This is a genomic window from Streptomyces sp. NPDC102437 (genome assembly GCF_044765565.1).
GTDB lineage: Bacteria > Actinomycetota > Actinomycetes > Streptomycetales > Streptomycetaceae > Streptomyces.
Genome location: NZ_JBIWKI010000028.1, coordinates 13,446 through 29,595 on the forward strand (window position 1 = coordinate 13,446; position 16,150 = coordinate 29,595).

Annotated in this window: 17 protein-coding genes; 9 read left to right on the plus strand and 8 right to left on the minus strand. The window is 70.0% G+C overall.

Annotated features, from left to right (window positions below; translation table 11 throughout):
- Positions 1 to 30: 30 nt before the first annotated feature.
- Positions 31 to 441 carry a hypothetical protein gene (locus ACIRJP_RS29505; protein WP_404180453.1) on the minus strand — a complete coding sequence of 137 codons (411 nt, stop codon included), beginning with the start codon at positions 439 to 441 and terminating at the stop codon, positions 31 to 33.
- Between the two features lie 147 nt (positions 442 to 588).
- Positions 589 to 1,632: a helix-turn-helix domain-containing protein gene (locus ACIRJP_RS29510; RefSeq protein ID WP_404180456.1), complete on the minus strand. Its 1,044-nt coding sequence runs from the start codon at positions 1,630 to 1,632 to the stop codon at positions 589 to 591.
- 391 nt (positions 1,633 to 2,023) lie between these two features.
- On the opposite strand from ACIRJP_RS29510, the gene ACIRJP_RS29515 reads away from it, so the two are divergent.
- Entirely contained in the window at positions 2,024 to 2,797 is a 774-nt protein-coding gene (locus ACIRJP_RS29515) for an RNA ligase family protein (protein WP_404180459.1), read from the plus strand.
- Positions 2,798 to 2,919: 122 nt separating this feature from the next.
- Here ACIRJP_RS29515 and ACIRJP_RS29520 read toward each other — a convergent pair whose 3' ends face one another.
- Complete coding sequence (locus ACIRJP_RS29520; RefSeq protein ID WP_404180462.1) at positions 2,920 to 3,666, minus strand: LPXTG cell wall anchor domain-containing protein; 747 nt, start codon at positions 3,664 to 3,666, stop codon at positions 2,920 to 2,922.
- A 212-nt stretch (positions 3,667 to 3,878) separates the two neighbouring features.
- Here ACIRJP_RS29520 and ACIRJP_RS29525 point away from each other — a divergent pair, with 212 nt between their 5' ends.
- The 5 genes from ACIRJP_RS29525 (at position 3,879) to ACIRJP_RS29545 (ending at position 9,173) form a co-directional block, all read left to right on the plus strand.
- Complete coding sequence (locus ACIRJP_RS29525) at positions 3,879 to 4,208, plus strand: ArsR/SmtB family transcription factor (protein WP_404180465.1); 330 nt, start codon at positions 3,879 to 3,881, stop codon at positions 4,206 to 4,208.
- A 206-nt stretch (positions 4,209 to 4,414) separates the two neighbouring features.
- Entirely contained in the window at positions 4,415 to 5,968 is a 1,554-nt protein-coding gene (locus ACIRJP_RS29530) for a DUF4157 domain-containing protein (protein ID WP_404180468.1), read from the plus strand.
- 133 nt (positions 5,969 to 6,101) lie between these two features.
- A complete protein-coding gene (locus ACIRJP_RS29535) occupies positions 6,102 to 7,322 on the plus strand; it encodes an MFS transporter (protein ID WP_404180471.1) in 1,221 nt (406 codons plus the stop codon).
- A 296-nt stretch (positions 7,323 to 7,618) separates the two neighbouring features.
- The gene (locus ACIRJP_RS29540; RefSeq protein WP_404180474.1) at positions 7,619 to 8,536 is read left to right on the plus strand and encodes a hypothetical protein; all 918 of its coding nucleotides are present in this window, start codon (positions 7,619 to 7,621) and stop codon (positions 8,534 to 8,536) included.
- 157 nt (positions 8,537 to 8,693) lie between these two features.
- Positions 8,694 to 9,173 carry a GNAT family N-acetyltransferase gene (locus ACIRJP_RS29545; protein ID WP_404180477.1) on the plus strand — a complete coding sequence of 160 codons (480 nt, stop codon included), beginning with the start codon at positions 8,694 to 8,696 and terminating at the stop codon, positions 9,171 to 9,173.
- A 111-nt stretch (positions 9,174 to 9,284) separates the two neighbouring features.
- Here the strand turns inward: ACIRJP_RS29545 and cpt are convergent, their stop codons facing one another.
- Positions 9,285 to 9,818 (minus strand): chloramphenicol phosphotransferase CPT, encoded by a 534-nt coding sequence (cpt, locus tag ACIRJP_RS29550; protein ID WP_404180480.1) that lies wholly within the window; start codon positions 9,816 to 9,818, stop codon positions 9,285 to 9,287.
- Between the two features lie 271 nt (positions 9,819 to 10,089).
- Here cpt and ACIRJP_RS29555 point away from each other — a divergent pair, with 271 nt between their 5' ends.
- Together ACIRJP_RS29555 and ACIRJP_RS29560 are read left to right on the plus strand one after the other, a co-directional pair.
- Entirely contained in the window at positions 10,090 to 10,437 is a 348-nt protein-coding gene (locus ACIRJP_RS29555; RefSeq protein WP_404180482.1) for a hypothetical protein, read from the plus strand.
- A gap of 209 nt (positions 10,438 to 10,646) precedes the next feature.
- Positions 10,647 to 11,213 (plus strand): MepB family protein, encoded by a 567-nt coding sequence (locus ACIRJP_RS29560; protein WP_404180485.1) that lies wholly within the window; start codon positions 10,647 to 10,649, stop codon positions 11,211 to 11,213.
- A gap of 13 nt (positions 11,214 to 11,226) precedes the next feature.
- Here the strand turns inward: ACIRJP_RS29560 and ACIRJP_RS29565 are convergent, their stop codons facing one another.
- From ACIRJP_RS29565 to ACIRJP_RS29575, 3 genes are all read right to left on the minus strand, one after another.
- Positions 11,227 to 11,829, minus strand: coding sequence for a hypothetical protein (locus ACIRJP_RS29565; protein ID WP_404180488.1), 603 nt, complete (start codon positions 11,827 to 11,829; stop codon positions 11,227 to 11,229).
- Between the two features lie 91 nt (positions 11,830 to 11,920).
- Positions 11,921 to 12,532 carry a TetR family transcriptional regulator gene (locus tag ACIRJP_RS29570; RefSeq protein ID WP_404180491.1) on the minus strand — a complete coding sequence of 204 codons (612 nt, stop codon included), beginning with the start codon at positions 12,530 to 12,532 and terminating at the stop codon, positions 11,921 to 11,923.
- On the minus strand, positions 12,529 to 14,043 hold the full coding sequence (locus tag ACIRJP_RS29575) for an MFS transporter (RefSeq protein ID WP_404180494.1): 1,515 nt from the start codon (positions 14,041 to 14,043) through the stop codon (positions 12,529 to 12,531). Before ACIRJP_RS29575 ends, ACIRJP_RS29570 begins: the two co-directional genes overlap by 4 nt.
- 227 nt (positions 14,044 to 14,270) lie before the next feature.
- On the opposite strand from ACIRJP_RS29575, the gene ACIRJP_RS29580 reads away from it, so the two are divergent.
- The gene (locus tag ACIRJP_RS29580) at positions 14,271 to 14,573 is read left to right on the plus strand and encodes a hypothetical protein (protein ID WP_358942952.1); all 303 of its coding nucleotides are present in this window, start codon (positions 14,271 to 14,273) and stop codon (positions 14,571 to 14,573) included.
- An 82-nt stretch (positions 14,574 to 14,655) separates the two neighbouring features.
- Here the strand turns inward: ACIRJP_RS29580 and ACIRJP_RS29585 are convergent, their stop codons facing one another.
- Positions 14,656 to 16,086, minus strand: a complete 1,431-nt coding sequence (locus tag ACIRJP_RS29585; protein WP_404180498.1) for a DUF445 domain-containing protein — start codon at positions 16,084 to 16,086, stop codon at positions 14,656 to 14,658.
- Between the last annotated feature and the right edge of the window lie 64 nt (positions 16,087 to 16,150).

Below are 16,150 nucleotides of genomic sequence, written 5' to 3' on the forward strand. Positions count from 1 at the left end.
GAGTCGACAGCCCATCACCTGACGGGCGGTTCATTGCTCGTCGTCGAGGCCCTGGATGTCGGCGGGCTCCGTTCCGTTGAAGGTCACGAGGATTCCGTGGGGGTCTGCCAGGCGGAGTCGGCTCTCGGTGAAGCGGATTGCCCAGGTCTGGTCGGCCCACACCGTTGCTTCGGGAGCTCCCAGCGGCAGCTCCGGGAGGTCCAGCCAGTTCAGTTCCTCTGTTGTGAGTTCGAAGTGTCGTTCCCGGAGCCGGGTGCGGCAGTACTCCAGGGCCTGGTCGACGAAGACGTCGAAACTGCTCACGACGTCGTGAGCGAGTTGGAGGGTGGCCTCGTCCGGCGGGGCGGCCGGCTCGATCAGCAGGCTTGTCGCGACTGGGTCCGTGCGCGCTGGATCAGGGAAGTAGCCGGTCCAGCAGGCCAGCGACGGAGGGCTTTCCACTCGGCTCAGCGCGAGCCCTGTGACATGCAGGACTGCGGGTAGCTCCGCGCCGGCACCAGTCTCTTCAGTGTCAGAGCCGCTCGGTGGTGCGCCGTTGTCGGACATCTGCTCAGCATAGGCCGAGGCCGATCGCAGACGTGCGTGCCGTCAGGCTTCGCCCGGCAGGGCCGTCGGTGTTGCGTTGATCCTTGCGAAGCGTTCTCGCCATGGGAGGTGGTCGGGCTCCGGTGAGGGGGCTTCGGAGTACGTGGCGTTCGCTGCGGCCAGGCGGCACGGGGTGCATTCCGTCTCGTCCAGCAGGGGGCGGAAGGTGTGTTTGTTGCCCGGGGCCTGGCATTCGATCAGATCGCGGGGGCGGGCGGGTTCGTAGGACTCGATGGGCGTGCGGGGCTCGGGGAGCTTTTGGACGAGGCGGTAGCGGAGGAAGCCGACTGCCGAGCGCACGCCTTCTGCCGGGCGTTCGGCGAGCAGGGCGTGGCGCAGGTCGGATTCGCTCAGGCCGCGCTCCAGCCACTTGACCGCCTCGACGGCCAGCTTCGCGGCCTCGCGTACGCCCAGGTGCAGTTCGCGGCGGGAGTGGCGCAGGGAGAGCAGGACGCGTTCGGCGCGGGCCAGTTGGGCGGCGTCGGCCGTGGAGGTCGGACGCCTCGGTTCGGAGGGCGCGGAGGGCGCGGAAGGCTCGGGGGCTTCGGAGCGCTCGGAGGGTTCGGGGAGTTCGGGGGCTTTGGGGGGTGGGTGGGGAGTGGTTTTATCACTGTGGTCTTCTACCGGTTCATAGCCACCGGCCGTCCGGGGAGCCGGTGCACCGACCGTCGGATAGTGCGTACTCGGTGGCCGGGGGGCGGGCAGCGGGAGTGGTGGGGTGCCTTCGCGTAAGCGGCACGCCTGGGCGGTCGTCAGGGGGTTGTTCGCTACCAGTTGCTCGGTGATCCAGCGGCCACCGTCGCTCTGGCTGCGCCACTCGTGTACGTAGCCGTTCTCGACCAGCTGTTGCTTCGCCTTCTGGTACGCGCGGCCCTTGATGCCCATCTTCTGGGCCAGTTCGCTCAAGGGCCTGAAGGTGGTGTTGTCGGGGAGGCTCTGCACGTACAGGAGCAGGAGCTTGGCGTCGCTGTTCAGACGCGGGTGGCGGATGACATCGTTCGATGCCTTCGTATAGCGCGCGGAGGGCGCGATAGCATGACGCAGCATTTCCGGTGGCCTCTCAGCTCCACTGGTGGTGTAGGCCCTCGGAAATGGTGTTGGCGCACCGCCGGGGGCCGCTCCATGTGCGCGTTAGCACACGGAGCGTGATGACTCGGTCACCGTACAGCACGTTCTTCATCTGCCGCCACGTGTACGGGCCTTCGCATCGGCTTCGGCTTGAGTGGTGCAGCCGCCCTGGCCCGCGCGGGCGTCGAGAAACACGTCGGGGAACAAAACACGTTGCCCGGACACCGCGCTGCCCTACATGCTCGCCCAACGGGCCGCCGTCACCGGCTCCGTCCTGCGCCCGCCGCAAGGCGGACACCCCCTACTCCTCGGGTTGTACGGCGGGTTCGTCAGCACACCTCCGTTCAGATGCCAGGAAGGACAGCACAGCATGCTCCGCGCCATCGACCTCGCCGCCCTCAACACCGCGACCAAGTACCCGTCGATCCCTACGTACCACGGGCTCGACCCGAAGAACGGCGGCCTCATCGAGGACGCGGCCGCGTTCGACGGTGACGTGTACCTCACCGAGAAGGTCGACGGCACCAACGGCCGGATCGTCAGCTTCCCTGGCGGTGATTACGTCCTCGGCAGCCGCGAGGAACTCCTCTACGCCCGCGGCGACCTGATCGGGAACCCCGCCCTCGGCATCGCCGACGCGCTGCGCCCCCTCGCCGACCGCGTCACCCCGCCCACCAGCGGCATCCGGGTCCTGTACCTGGAGGTGTATGGCGGCAAGGTCACCGCGGCCAGCCGCGAATACACCGGTAGCCGGACCGTCGGCTACCGGCTGTTCGACGCGGCCGACATCCCGCTCGATGTCCTGGAGCAGCCGCGCGCCCGGATCTCCAGCTGGCGCGAGGACGGCGGGCAGCAGTTCCTCGACGAGGGCGAACTGACCCGGTCCGCCACGGCGGAAGGCATCGAGCTGGTCCCGCGGCTGGCCACGGTGCGCGCAGGCGACCTGCCGAACGGCATCGCCGAAATGCAGACTTTCCTCGCCGGTCACCTGCCGACGAGCCGCGTGACCCTGGACGAGGGCGCGGGCGGCCACCCCGAGGGCATCGTGCTCCGTAACAGCGACCGTTCTGTGATCGCCAAGGCCCGCTTCCAGGACTACCGACGCACCCTGGGACGCCGCACCCGGCCCGCACGTGGCCGCTGATCACTTCTGCGGCGCCCGGCCGCCCCAAGAACCTCAAAACCCGTGGTCAGCAAGGGGCTGACCACGGGCAGAGGTAGAACAACGGGCTCACCGATCACGGAGCACGGGTGCTCCGATGCGGATCAGTGCTGCTGTGTCTTGCGGCGGCGGATCGCCAGGAAGGCGCCTGCCGCGACGAGTGCGGCGGCGGCTGCGGACAGCAGGCCGACCGGTGCGCCGGTGCCGGTCTCGGCGAGGTCGCCTTCACTGTGCGCGGACGGCGACGACGACGCGGCGGGCGAGGAGGCCGAAGCCTGCGGGGTGGGGACGGTGCCTGCGGGGGCGGAGGACGTGGGCTCGACGGGCGGCTGCCCCGGGCCGGACGGAGTGGCGGGAGTCGACTCGGGGGTGGTCGGGGTCGACTCGGAGGTGGAGGGCGTCGGCTTGGAGGAAGGCGTCGGCTTGCCGCCACCGGGCTTCTCGTCGCCGCAGTCGGTCCAGAAGACCTTCTGCTTGGCCCGGCCGTGTTCGCCGTCGAAGTTCCAGAACAGCTTGTAGTGACCGTCGGGCAGGGACTGGTCCGGCGTACGGCCATGACCCTCGGCGTCGAGCGTCAGCGAACCGGACTTCACGGTTTCGCCCTTGACGTGGGCGGTCGGGGCCCATGCCTCGATGCGCCAGTCGACCTTCTGGGTTCCGTCGAACCCGAAGGCGTCGAGGTAGAAGGTGCACACGTGCGGCTCGTTCTTGCGGAGCTCTTCGCCGGTCTTGGCATCGTGAATCTTCACGGTGCCGTTGTCCCCGGGGGCAGTGGCATGGGCGGCAGGGGCGAGCATTATCGCCGCTGCAACGGCAGCTGTGAGCGTGCCTGCGGAAGCAAGTGTGCGCATAGTTATCCAACGGTGAGAGAGATGGGCTTCCGTGGGGGGCTCCTCAGCCTCCTGCGACCTCAATGAGTCCGTCAAGGCACATCGATGCACCTATGTCGGCTAACGCATCATTCGCCCCACTGCTCTCACATAACGATTGAGGGCGAGGGGGGCGGGACGCCCGGTCGATTGCGCGATTTGACTTGACGCTACGTATCTAGAAAACTAGATGCATGTCGAGACGTGGAGCGATGGACCCGCTGGCCGTACACAAGGCGCTCGCCAATCCCGCGCGCCTGCAGTTCATGCAGTGGCTGAGGGAGCCGGAGAAGTACTTCGACGAGGACTCCTACCGGCAGCAGGGGCTCGGCTTCCACATCGGGGTGTGCGTCGGTGACATCCAGAAGCGGGCCGGGCTGGCGCAGTCGGTGGTCTCCGGCTACCTCCAGACCCTGAAGGACGCGGGGCTGCTCGTCTCGGAGCGCATCGGCAAATGGACGTACTACCGGCGCAACGAGCCGGTGATCGCCGAGTTCGCCGAGTACGTGCGTGACGAGTTGTAGGTCGCCCCGCCGCGCGTGCAGCGAGAGGGCACGAAGAGTGCCCCGGGGTCTTCCCTCCCGGGTCTCTCGCCGTGACCGCGCGGGCTGACATTCTGGGCGGGGCGGTGTTGTGTCGTGTCCGTGCCGATGTCTCTGCTTCTGCCTCCGTTCCCGCTTCCGCCCCTGACCCGTAACGCTGTCGACGAGTAACGCCGGAAGGAGCGAGCTTGCGATCCCGTGTCTCGGCCTCGGACCTTGAGAGCCGGAAGAGCCAGAAGAGCGAGAGCCGGAAGTCCGAGGCTGCGGCGTCGGCGCATGTCGACGGCGCCGGAGTCCCCGAGCTCTCGCCGCTGCAGCGCACCGTCGGCAACTCGGTCGTCCTGCGCATGCTTCAGCAGGACAAGGAACAGGGGCGGGCAAGCGAGGCGTCCGTTCAGCGTTCCTCGGTCCACGACGTCCTGCGGAGGCCCGGCAGGCCCCTGGACGGGTCGGTGCGGCAGGAGATGGAGAGCCGGCTCGGCGCCGACTTCGGCGACGTACGTGTGCACACGGACAGCGCCGCCCGCGCATCCGCCGCGGAGGTGGGCGCCCACGCGTACACCTCGGGCAGCCACATCGTGCTCGGGGACGGCGGCGGCGACCGGCACACCCTGGCGCACGAGTTGACGCACGTGATTCAGCAGCGCCAGGGGCCGGTCTCGGGTACCGACAACGGGGCCGGGCTCCGGGTCTCCGACCCCGGTGACCGCTTCGAACGCGAGGCTGAGGCCAACGCCACCCGCGCGCTCGCGGGCCCGGTACCGTCCGCCCGGCACGCCTCGGAACAGGAGGCCGGAAAGGCGCACGCCGATGATGACGCCGCGCTGCAGCGTCGCATCGTGAGGATCAAGAACGGCGCCCCGGGGACCGCTGAAACGGTCCTGTTCGAGGGCTTCTTCGCCGCCGTGGACAGTGCGGTGCAGTGGGCCTACGACTACGTCACCACCGCCCCGCGCCTGGGCCCGCTCAGCGACTACGACGGCTACACGAAACGTTGGGTCGAGGTCTGGCAGGAGTTCAACGCCAACGGCAGGAGCGGGGGAATCTCCAAGGAATTCGGGTACGCGGTCGAATCCGTCACCGAGGCCCGCCTGAAGGGCGAAGGACGGCCTTCGCTCCCCCCGGGGACGCGCTACTCAACGCAGGTGACGTTCGGTACCACCCGGCCCGACTACGTCCTGTACTCGCAGGGGCGACCCATCGGGGCCGTGGACATCACCGCCACCGCCAGCGAGGGCCACGTCCTGAACAAGACCAGCTGGGGCGCCCTGTTCCCGCAGTTCGGCGAGTCCGTCTACCTGTCCCTCGACCCCACCGTCACCGCCGGCATGCGGCTGGCCAACGACAATGCCGCACCCCTCACGGCCGAGGAGGCCGACGAGCTGAAGCAGCAGGCCGCGGCCAATCGCGCCATGTGGGAGGAGAACTGGCGGCTGATGGGCACCTCCTTCAAAGAGGACATGCAACGCAAGGGCATCATCAACGCCGAGGGCCGGGTGAAGCGCGGCGGCGACGCGTTCGTCCGCGAGCAACTGCGCCGCGATGCGGTCTTCACCTGGATGACCGAGAAACTGGGCGTCGATACCGACACCGCGAAGAGCAACGCCACGGTCATGCTGCTCAAGTTCAACCCGAGCTGGCCGAACTCGTTCTCCTGCAACGACTCCACGGGAAGCGTGTCCCGCGGCGAGGCATTCCTGACCTCGGTGTTCCCGAGGTGGGAACAGGGGCGGACCGTCTGAGCCAAACCGCCTGAGCCGGACCGTCCGCCTCGGACCGTCCGAGGTGTTGCCGTGCGGGCAACCACTCCCTTCCCTCCCCCATGATGCAATGCATCTACTTTTCTAGATTTAATGAAAGGTTCGGATCCTTCCGATGAGAAAGACCTCCCTCACCGTCCTCGTACTCGCCCTCGGCGTGTTCGGGATCATCACCACCGAGATGGGCATGGTCGGTGTACTCCCCCAGGTGTCGGCCGAGCTCGGCGTCACACCGTCCACCGCCGGCTGGCTCGTCGGGGTGTTCGCCCTGGTCATCGCGGTGTCCGGGCCGTTCACCACGCTGCTCGCCTCCGGCATCGACCGCAAGAAGGTGCTCGCCGCCGCGATCGCGGTGTTCGCCGTCTCCAACGCCGTCTACGCGCTCACCACTCAGTACGAGGTGATGCTCGCCTTCCGGATCGTCCCCGCCCTGTTCCATCCCGTGTTCTTCGCGGTCGCACTCGCCACCGCCGCTCGGCTGGTACCGGCGAAGGACGCGACCCGGGCCACGACGACCGTGTTCGCCGGTGTCACCGTCGGCTTCGCGTTCGGCGTGCCGCTGACGTCGTACCTCGCCGAGCACCTGTCCCTGGCATCGGCCTTCTGGTTCGGGGCGCTCGTCAACCTGATCGCCTTCCTGGGCATCCTGCGATTCGTTCCGCCGATGCCGGTCGGGCGAGGACAGCGGGTCTCCTACGGTGCCCAGCTGAGCGTCCTCAAGCGGCCCCGGATGTGGCTGACCATCGCGTCGGTCGTCCTCGTCTTCGCTGCGATGTTCTCGGTGTACGGCTACTTCGCCGAGTACCTGGGTCAGGTCACGCACATGGACGGTACGTGGGTCAGCGCCATGCTGATGGCGTTCGGCATCGTGATGATCCTCGGGAACTTCGCCTTCGGCAGCCTGCTGCGTCGCGGTCCCGTCCGCACCGTCGTCGCATACCCGGTGCTGTGCCTGCTGGTCTATATCCTTCTGTACGCCGCCGGGCCGCTGTTCGCCGCGATGGTTCCGGCGGTCCTGATCTGGGGTGCCGTGCATTCGGGCGGGCTCATCGTGAGCCAGAGCTGGCTCGGGCGGGACGCGAGCGATGCGCCCGAGTTCGGCAACAGCCTCTTCATCTCGTTCTCCAACCTCGGCATCACCGTCGGGACGGCGGTCGGCGGCTGGGTGCTGGCCGACCACGGTGCGCGGCAACTCCCCTGGGCAGGTGCCGGGTTCGCTGTCGCCGCGCTGGTCGTCATGGCCTTGCGGTTGAGGCTCGGCCGCGAAATCCCCAACACCCGGGAGACCGGAACGAGTTTCCCCACCGGCTCCGCACCGGTGAGCCAGAACGGCTGACCGGCCCGCCTCCCACTCCTCAGCCCTCGCCCCCTCGTTCCGCCGCACCTCGTCCCCCGCCCCCACTGGGAGCGGGGGACGAGGGCGCTTGTGGACCCTGCAGTGGGTGCCGCCAAACGAGTGCCTCCCGCACCATCTCCTGGGCGCGGGGCCAGGACTTTCGGGAGACTGAGAGTCAGTGCGGTGGTGCCTCTTGAACAGTTCATATCGAGAGGCGATTTCCGGCCACAACACAACACCCCTTACCCTGCGATACATCGGTCACCAACGGTCGGCCGGGACAGAAGGGCGACACCATGACCTCCGAGACCAGCACACTGGTCACCATCGATGCCACAACTACCTTGCTGGAGGCGGAACTTCCGCGCCTGGAGCAGCACCAGCAGAGTCTGGAGAAGGAACTCGCGACCGTCACCGAACGCCTGGAGTCGGTGCGTACCGCGCTGACCGCACTGCGCGCCCTGTCGGGCACCCCCGTCACCACCCCTGCGCCCACCGCGGGTGCCGACGCGTCCGAGGACGTCAAGGCCGCTGACGCCGCGACCGCCGGCACCACCGAGGCCGCCGACGCCGGGGTTGTGAGCGTTCCCGCTGCCCGGATTCCGCAGCAGGCGCAGGATTCCGTGGACTCCGTCGTCCAGGCGGAAGCCCCGCAGGAGCAGGCGGCGACCACCCCCGCGCGCCGCACCGCCCGCAAGGCGCCCGCCGCGCCCAAGGGCCGCAAGCAGGCGGCCACCAAGCCGAGGGCTCAGCGCGGCCAGACCAAGAAGGCCGCCGCCAAGCCCGTCGAGGAGGTCAAGGACGCCAAGAGCAGCAAGCCCGCCGAGGACGCGGAGTCCGCCGCACCCGCCAAGGCGACCAAGACCGCCAGGCCGGTCAAGGCCACCAAGCCCGCCGCACCGGCCAAGGAAACGAAGGCGGCCAAGGCCGCCAAGCCCGCGAAGGCCGTCGCACCGAAGAGGGCCGCGACCGCCGCGACCGCCGCGACCGCAGCACCGGCCGCCGACGACAGCGGCAGCCTCACCGAGCTGACCATGAAGGTGCTCGCCGAGTCCGGCGACACCCCCGTCCGCGCCCGTGACGTGACGAAGGCCCTGGGGCGTGAGCTCACCCCCAACGGCATCAACACCGTTCGCAGCACCCTGGACCGGCTCGTCGCCACCTCCCGGGCCCACCGCGCCGGCCGGGGCCTCTACCAGGCCCCCGCGAACTGACCCTGCCCTCAGGGGAGTTCGCTGGATGCCCGGTACCGCCACCTCGGCGGCACCGGGCATCCCGACGTTGTGAATCGCGAGGTGGCGGGAACGCGGCGAAGGCATCGGGGCGGTTATTCGTTCGATGCGGCTGAACATCGGTCTATAAGTTGCCCGCATGTCTTCATCACTGCGGCTCGAAAGGGTCACGGCGGACAACGTCGAGGCGGCCTGCCAACTGAAAGTACGTCCGGACCAGGACGGGCTCGTGAAGCCGGTCGCCTGGTCGCTGGCTCAGGCCTACACCACCCCCGACCTCGCCTGGCCCCGGTTGATCTTCGACGGCGAGCAGCTCGTCGGCTTCGTCATGGCCTTCTTCGACGTCCGGTTCTACCCGGACGATCCGAACGACACCAGGCTGCGCTCCGGACTCTGGCGGCTGAACATCGCCGCCGGTCAACAGGGCCGTGGGTACGGACGTTTCGCCGTGGAAGCGGTGTGCGAGGAGATCCGGCGGCGCGGGCAGAGGCGTGCGACCGTGACCTGGGTTCCCGGTGAACACGGCCCCGAGCAGTTCTACTTCAGGCTCGGGTTCCGGCTGACCGGGGAGAAGGCCGAGGACGAGGTCGTCGGTGAGCTGGAGCTCGGCGACGCGTAGTGCCCGCCACGCAGCAGTGCCCATCGTGACGGGCGGCGCTGTGACGGGCGGCGCTGTGACGCGTGGGGCTGTGGCCGGAAACGATCAGTGGGGGTGGTGGGCCGGGGCCCGTCACTTGGTGTGAGCTGCGATGATTCGCGCGCTCTCCATCGCTCCGCTCCGCGTGGTGTCCACCTCCAGGTCGTAGGTCACGCCCTGGTGGACCACGTCCGCCTGCAAGGCCGCCATGCCGGGTACGCGGTCGCCCCGCGCGGCCTCACGGGCAGCGGCGACGGCGCTGTCGCACCGGACTCCGACCCAGAGCACCCGGAGTCCACCGAGCGCCTTCTGCCACCGCTGCTGGGACGCCGGACCACCGAGGAACACCTCGTCCACGATGACCGCGGCACCGGCCCTGGCCATCGCGGCGATCCCCTCGATCCAGGCCGCCTCCAGCGCACGGAACTCGGGTCCCACGACCACCTCGCCGTCCGGAGCGAAATCGATGCCCGTGTCCGACTCACTCATGGACGCGGGCATCGCCTCGATCAGTGTGTCGACCCCGAAGGTCAGCCACGGGTCCGGCAACACCGTCTGAAGGCACCTTGCAATGCTGGACTTTCCCGAGCTGGAGCCACCGTTGAGCACGATCACCTGTGTCTTCACCGGACCACACTATGACCTGCCGGCACGACGGATGAAGGCCTCGCCACCGAACGGACCGGCCCTCTGTGATCGGCACCGTGGTCAAACACGGTGGTCAATCACGGTGGTCAACACGGTGGGGTCGGCTCATGACCCGCATGGCCGTCGGCAGAACCGATTCAGCAGCTCACGTCCGAGTGACGGAATTCCTCGTTCGACCGTAATCGCAGGTCAGCGGCACAGACTTGGGCCGTCTTCGGCCGTCTCTGATCACCGCACAAGGAGTTCCCCCATGCGTCTTCGTTCCACCGTCGCTGCCGCCTTCGGCGCGCTCGCGCTCATCGTCGCCGTGCCGGCCTCGGCCGACGCGGCCACCGGAGACTTCACGTACACGTACACCGGCCTCGACGGCTCACCGCAGCTCGGCTTCCTCCTGGACCCGCCGAGCCGCATGTGCATCACGCTTCCCGAGGTCGCCGACCCCAGCTCGTCGAACCCCGCCCACACTCCGTGGAACTTCACCAACTCCAGCGCTACGGTCTTCAGCGGCCCCGACTGTGAGGGCGACTACTTCACCCTCCGGCCCGACGGCGGCCACGCCAGCAGCCGGCTGAAGCTCCGCTCGGTCGTCTTCAGCTGAACCCACCGCACCGCAAGCCGCACCGCCCGACCCCAACCCCGGTACGAGCCGCCCCGCGCCCGTACCGGGGTGGTGTCGTTCGCGGGGGCGGGTGCGGGGCAAGTGCGGGAATGAGGCGCGGGGATCGCCGGGGAACTCGGAGGGCCAAGGCGCGGCCTGCGCGGCGCCGCGCCGCGCCGCCGTCATCAGCTACTGACAGAATGGGGTGAATGGCAGCACTCTCCGCACCTCCGCCCGACGCCCGGCCCCCCGGGCCCTGGCAGGACGGCGCGTTCCTCCACGCCGAGCTCCTCGCGGCGAAGGCACTCGTCTACGACCCGAGCGGGCTCGTGTGCACGCGGCCGGTGCCCGAGGCGGAGAGCGCCGAGTACGGGGCGCACGAGTTCACCGTGGACGGCTCCGCCGTCCGGTTCCGGGTGGCCCGGACCACCCCGGCCAAGGCCGGTCAGTTCGTGACGGTGTGGAAGCGGTCCGCCGGTGGCGGACCGATCCGGCCCTACGACTCCGGGGACCCCGTCGACCTCTTCGTCATCAGCACCCGCGACACCGGTGGCTTCGGACAGTTCGTGTTCCCGCGAGCCGTGCTCCGCGAGCGGGACATCGTGTCGACGGACGGGGCCGGCGGGAAGCGCGCGTTCCGCGTTTACCCGCCGTGGGTGGCGACGACCAGTCGCCAGGCCGGCCGTACGCAGGAGTGGCAGGCGGAGCACTTCCTGCCGGTCCCGGACGGCGGGGCCGCCGACCCGGACCGGTGCCGGGCGCTCTACCGGCCGTGACCGTGGCGGCCGGTCAGCGGTAGTCCTCGGGGTGGCCCTGCATCCAGGTGTTGATGCGGTCGCGGGTGCCGATCAGTTCGGAACGGTGCTTCTCCAGGTTGTCCGTGGAGGTGTCACCGTTCAACGTCTTGCGCAGGGCGGCGATCCAGGCGATCGGCTCCTTGAAGTGGCCGGGGTCCTGCGCGTCCGCCTTCATGGCCTTGTCCAGGCCGGCCAGTTCGTCGTGGACCCGGCCCAGGAAGTAGGCGCAGTTCGACGATCCCGGGGTGCAGTTGTCGTTCAGCGTGGCCTGGAGGCCCGCGAAGGCGTCGCGTACGGCCACCGGCCTGTTGCGCGCCGCCTCGGCCGCCTCAGCCGCCTCCGCGTTCGCCTTCGCCTCGTCCTTGGCGTCCTTCGCCGCCGCGGCGTCGTCGGCGGCCTTGGACGCGGCTGCGGCGTTCGCGGACGGCGCCACATAGGGAACGTCACCGCCCGGCCCCTGCGAGGTCTCCGCGCCCGAGCAGCCCACCAGGAACGCTCCGAGAACCGCCGCCGTGACCACGGCCGTTGCCGCGCCACGCGTATCGGAACGGGTGGAACCGCTGTAACGGACGGAGCGGATGGAGCGGATCGGCATGAGGCCCCCTCGTCAGGTGGCCCAGACCATACCTTCCCGCCCGGTTCCACGGCCTGGTCCCCACCGGGAACCGCCGATCAGGGTCTGCGGATCAACGACGGTCGATCAAGGACTGCAGCGCGGGGGCGTACAGGTCCGCGATGTGTCCGGCGGTGGCGTCCGCTCCGGCGCCTTCGCGGTGGAGGCTGAGGGTGGCGCCGAGGCCGAGGAGGTGGCCGGCGATCAGTTCGGCGCGCAGGGCGCGTTCACGGCCGGGCAGGCGGGCGGTCAGGGCGTCGGTGACCTGTTCGTGGAAGCGGTCGCGGAGCAGGGAGCGTTCGTCGCGGTTGCCGAGCGAGAAGACGACGCGCAGCAGTGGGTCGGACTGCAGTTCGCGGCGGCGGTTCACCAGTGTCACGACCATGTGGCGGCCCAGTGCGGCGAGTGGCGCGTCGAAGAGTTCGGCGGCGGCGGGGCCGAAGTCGGCGACGGTGTTGAAGAGTTCTTCCTTGCGGCCGAAGTGCTTGACCACCAGGGAAGGGCTCACTCCGGCATCGGCCGCGATCCCTCTGATGGTGACCTCGGCGTACGGGCGCTGCGTGAACGCCCGGCGGGCGGCACGCAGGATCGCGTCCCGGCCGCTGCCCGGGTCGCCGGCGGGCCGGGCAGAAGAAGGACCCGAAGACGAGGTCGGGGCCGGTGCGGTGGCCTGGCCGCTGGTCATGCGCCCTCCTGGATCGGCGTCGTCCGCGCACCGCCCTTCCGGTCGGCGGGGACGTCACGGTGCTCTTCGACCGTACCCGTCGCGGGCCTCCGGCCGCCCGGCAGGCACAGGGTGACCAGCAGCGCCGCCAGCGCCGCGCCCCCCGCGATCAGGAAGACCAGCTGGTACGCGTGGAGCGTCGGGGCCGTTCTGCCGCCCACCCGGAACGTGATGTTGGCCAGGACCGCCGCCACCGTCGCACTGCAGAACGCCTGCCCGATCGACCGCATCAGGGTGTTGAGGCCGTTGGCCGCACCGGTCTCGCTCACCGGGACGCCCCGCATGACCAGCGCGGGAAGTGCCGAGTACGCGATGGCCGTGCCCGAGGCGACGACCGTCGCGCCGGCGATGATCAGCCAGAGGTTGTGGCTGGTGAAGTACCGCACCACGTAACCGGTGCCCATCACCCCGGCCGCCAGCGCCAGGCTGACCTTCGGGCCGTACTTCGCGGAGATCCGCGCCGAGACCGGTGAGAGCACCACCATCATCACGCCGCCCGGCAGCAGGCAGAGGCCGCTGACGACGAGCGAGGCGCCCAGCCCGTACCCGGTCTCCTTCGGTTCCTGCACCATCTGCGCGGTGACCAGGGAGTTCGCGTAGAAGGCGAAGCCGATCAGCAGGGCCGCGATGTTGGTGAGCAGGACCGCCGGGCGGGCCGAGACCCGCAGGTCGACCATGGGCGACGCCGCCCGGAGTTCGTACGCGCCCCAGATCAGCGCCACGACGACGGCCGCCACCAGCAGGCCGACCGTCCGGGCCGAGGTCCAGCCCCAACCGGCGCCCTGGGTGACCGCGAGCAGCAGGCAGACCAGGGCCCCGGACAGCCCCAGCGCACCGAGGGCGTCGAAGCGGCCATGGGTACGGAGCGGGGATTCCGGCACGCACCACAGCACCAGCGCGATGTCGATGACGCCGATCGCACCCGAGACCCAGAACATCGTGTGCCAGTCGAAGTTCTCGACGACGAGGGCGGCGACCGGCAGCCCGATCGCCGCGCCGATGCCGAGCGTCGAACTCATCAGCGCCACGGCGGACAGCACCCGCTCGGGCGGGAGTTCGTCCCGCAGGATGCTGATGCCCAGCGGCAGGACGGCGAGCGCCGCACCCTGCAGGGCGCGGCCGGTGATCAGTACCCCGATGTGGGAACTGACCGCGCACAGGACCGAACCCACCACCAGCACCAGGAGCGAGGCGACGAGCACCCGCCGCTTGCCGTACATGTCACCGACCCGGCCCAGGACCGGCGTGAAGACGGCGCCGGTGAGCAGGGTGACGGTGACCAGCCAGCTCGCGGCGGCCGGGGTCGCGCCGGTGAGCGCCGGGATGTGCGGGAGCAGCGGGACGACGATCGTCTGCATCACCGCGACCACGACACCGCAGAACGCCAGCACACCGACGGCGAAGCGGGGGTGCGGCGCCTCACGCGGCGCCTCGGCGGTGGCGGTGGTCGGGGCGGGTGTGTCCGCGGGCATGGCTCTCCGTACGGTGCTCGGCGGCGAGGGCGTCGTGCGGGGCGCGGGAGCGCGACGCGGGGGTGCACATACGTTCACCCCCAGGGTAAACGCTTGTGCACCCCCTCCGCGACCGGAAATCCGGGCGCCGCGTCGGTCTCGGAGCGGCGTCGCGTTAGCCTCGGAGACCTGGGCCACAACCCTCCTGGGGCCCGGATCACACGGATGAGAAGGCGAAGGTGGCAGCGATGGCGAAGGTTCCGGCAGCGGCGGTGGCGGCGAGCGGGCTGGTCGGCGGGTACGCCGTCGCGCGGTGGACCAGGAAGCGGCCGCTGGGCGGGGTCGCCCTCGCCGCCGCGGGCACGGTCGCCGCGTACGAGTGGAACCGGCAGGCCGGACCGCGCGCGGCCGCCGGGCTGACCGCGGCGTACGTCGCCGCGTTCGCCGGTTCGCACCCGCTGGCCAAGAAGGTCGGCGCCTGGCCGGCCGTCTTCGCCGTGGCGGGCAGCATGGCCGCCGCGTCCTGGGCGGTCACCCGCCGGACCGCCTGAAGCGCGTACGGAAGACGGAAGCACAGCAGCAGGGGCGGGGGCCCTCCCAAGAGCCCCCGCCCCTGCTGCTGCCCGGACTCCGCTACGCGCCCAGCGCCCAGGACACCGTGTAGATCAGCAGGCCCGCCAGCGCACCCACCACCGTGCCGTTGATCCGGATGAACTGGAGGTCGCGGCCGATGTGCGCCTCGATCTTCTTCGACGTCTGGTCCGCGTCCCAGCTCGCGACCGTGTCACTGATCAGCGAGGTGATCTCCGCGCGGTAGGTCGTGACGACATAGACCGCGGCGTCCTCCAGCCAGCCGTCCAGCTTCCCCTGCAGCCGGCCGTCCGTCGCCAGCCGCGCCCCCAACGACATCAGTGAGGCCCGCGCCCGCAGCCGCAGCTCGCTCTGCTCGTCCTCCGCCGCCGCGATGATCATCGTGCGCACCGACGACCAGGCCGAGGCGATGACGTCCTGAACCTCACCACGTCCCAGGATCTCCGACTTCAGCCGCTCCACCCGGGCCCGGGTGTCCGAGTCCGTCTGGAGGTCCGCCGCGAAGTCCGTCAGGAACGTGTCGATCGAGGCGCGCGCCGGGTGCCCCGGCATGTCCCGCATCTCCGTGACGAACCGCAGCAGCTCCTTGTAGACCCGCTCCCCGACCCGCTTGTCGACGAACCGCGGCGTCCAGCCCGGGGCCCCGCCCTGCACCGCGTCCATCACCGAGTCACCGTGCAGCACCAGCCAGTCGTGGGCGCGCACGCAGATCAGGTCCACCACCCTGCGGTGGCCGCCGTCGGCGACGATCCTCTCCAGCATCTTGCCGAGGCCGGGACCGATCTCCGCCGCGTCGGCCCGCCGGGTGATCGCCTCCCCCACCACGGCCTGCACATCCGCATCCCGCAGCACCTTCAGCGCCCCGCGCAACGCGGTCGACAGCTCGGCGGTGACCCGGTCCGCGTGCTCCGGCTCGGCCAGCCAGGCACCGACGCGGCGGCCGACACCGAGCGCGTGGATACGACCCCGCACGACATCACCGGAGAGAAAATTCTCGCCGACGAAGGAACCCAGGGACGCCCCGAGCTGGTCCTTCTTGGTGGGGATGATCGCGGTGTGCGGGATCGGCAGGCCGAGCGGACGCTTGAACAGCGCCGTGACGGCGAACCAGTCGGCCAGCGCACCGACCATCCCCGCCTCGGCGGCCGCGGCGACGAAGCCCGGCCAGCCGCCCACACCCGCGTTCTTCGCCCAGGTGGCCAGTACGTACACCAGCGCGACCAGCAGAAGGAGGCCCGTGGCCGTGGTCTTCATCCGGCGCACACCGCGCCGCTTCTCCTCGTCGGCCGCGGTGTACGCGAACGAGGCCAGCGGGGCCGGACGGCCACCCGGCCCCGGTCGCGCCGCATCCGCCGCCCGTCCCCCGGCACGCTCCTGCTGCCGCGCGGCCTCTTCCCCGGCTCCGGTCCGGTCGATCCGTTCCATCCGCTCCACCCGTCCGCGTACGCCTCGCCCCCGGTGTCCCGTACGCATTGTCCCTACCTGACCTACTCCCGGGCCGCATGTCGAGTTCCCGACGCCCTGCCCCATCATGGGA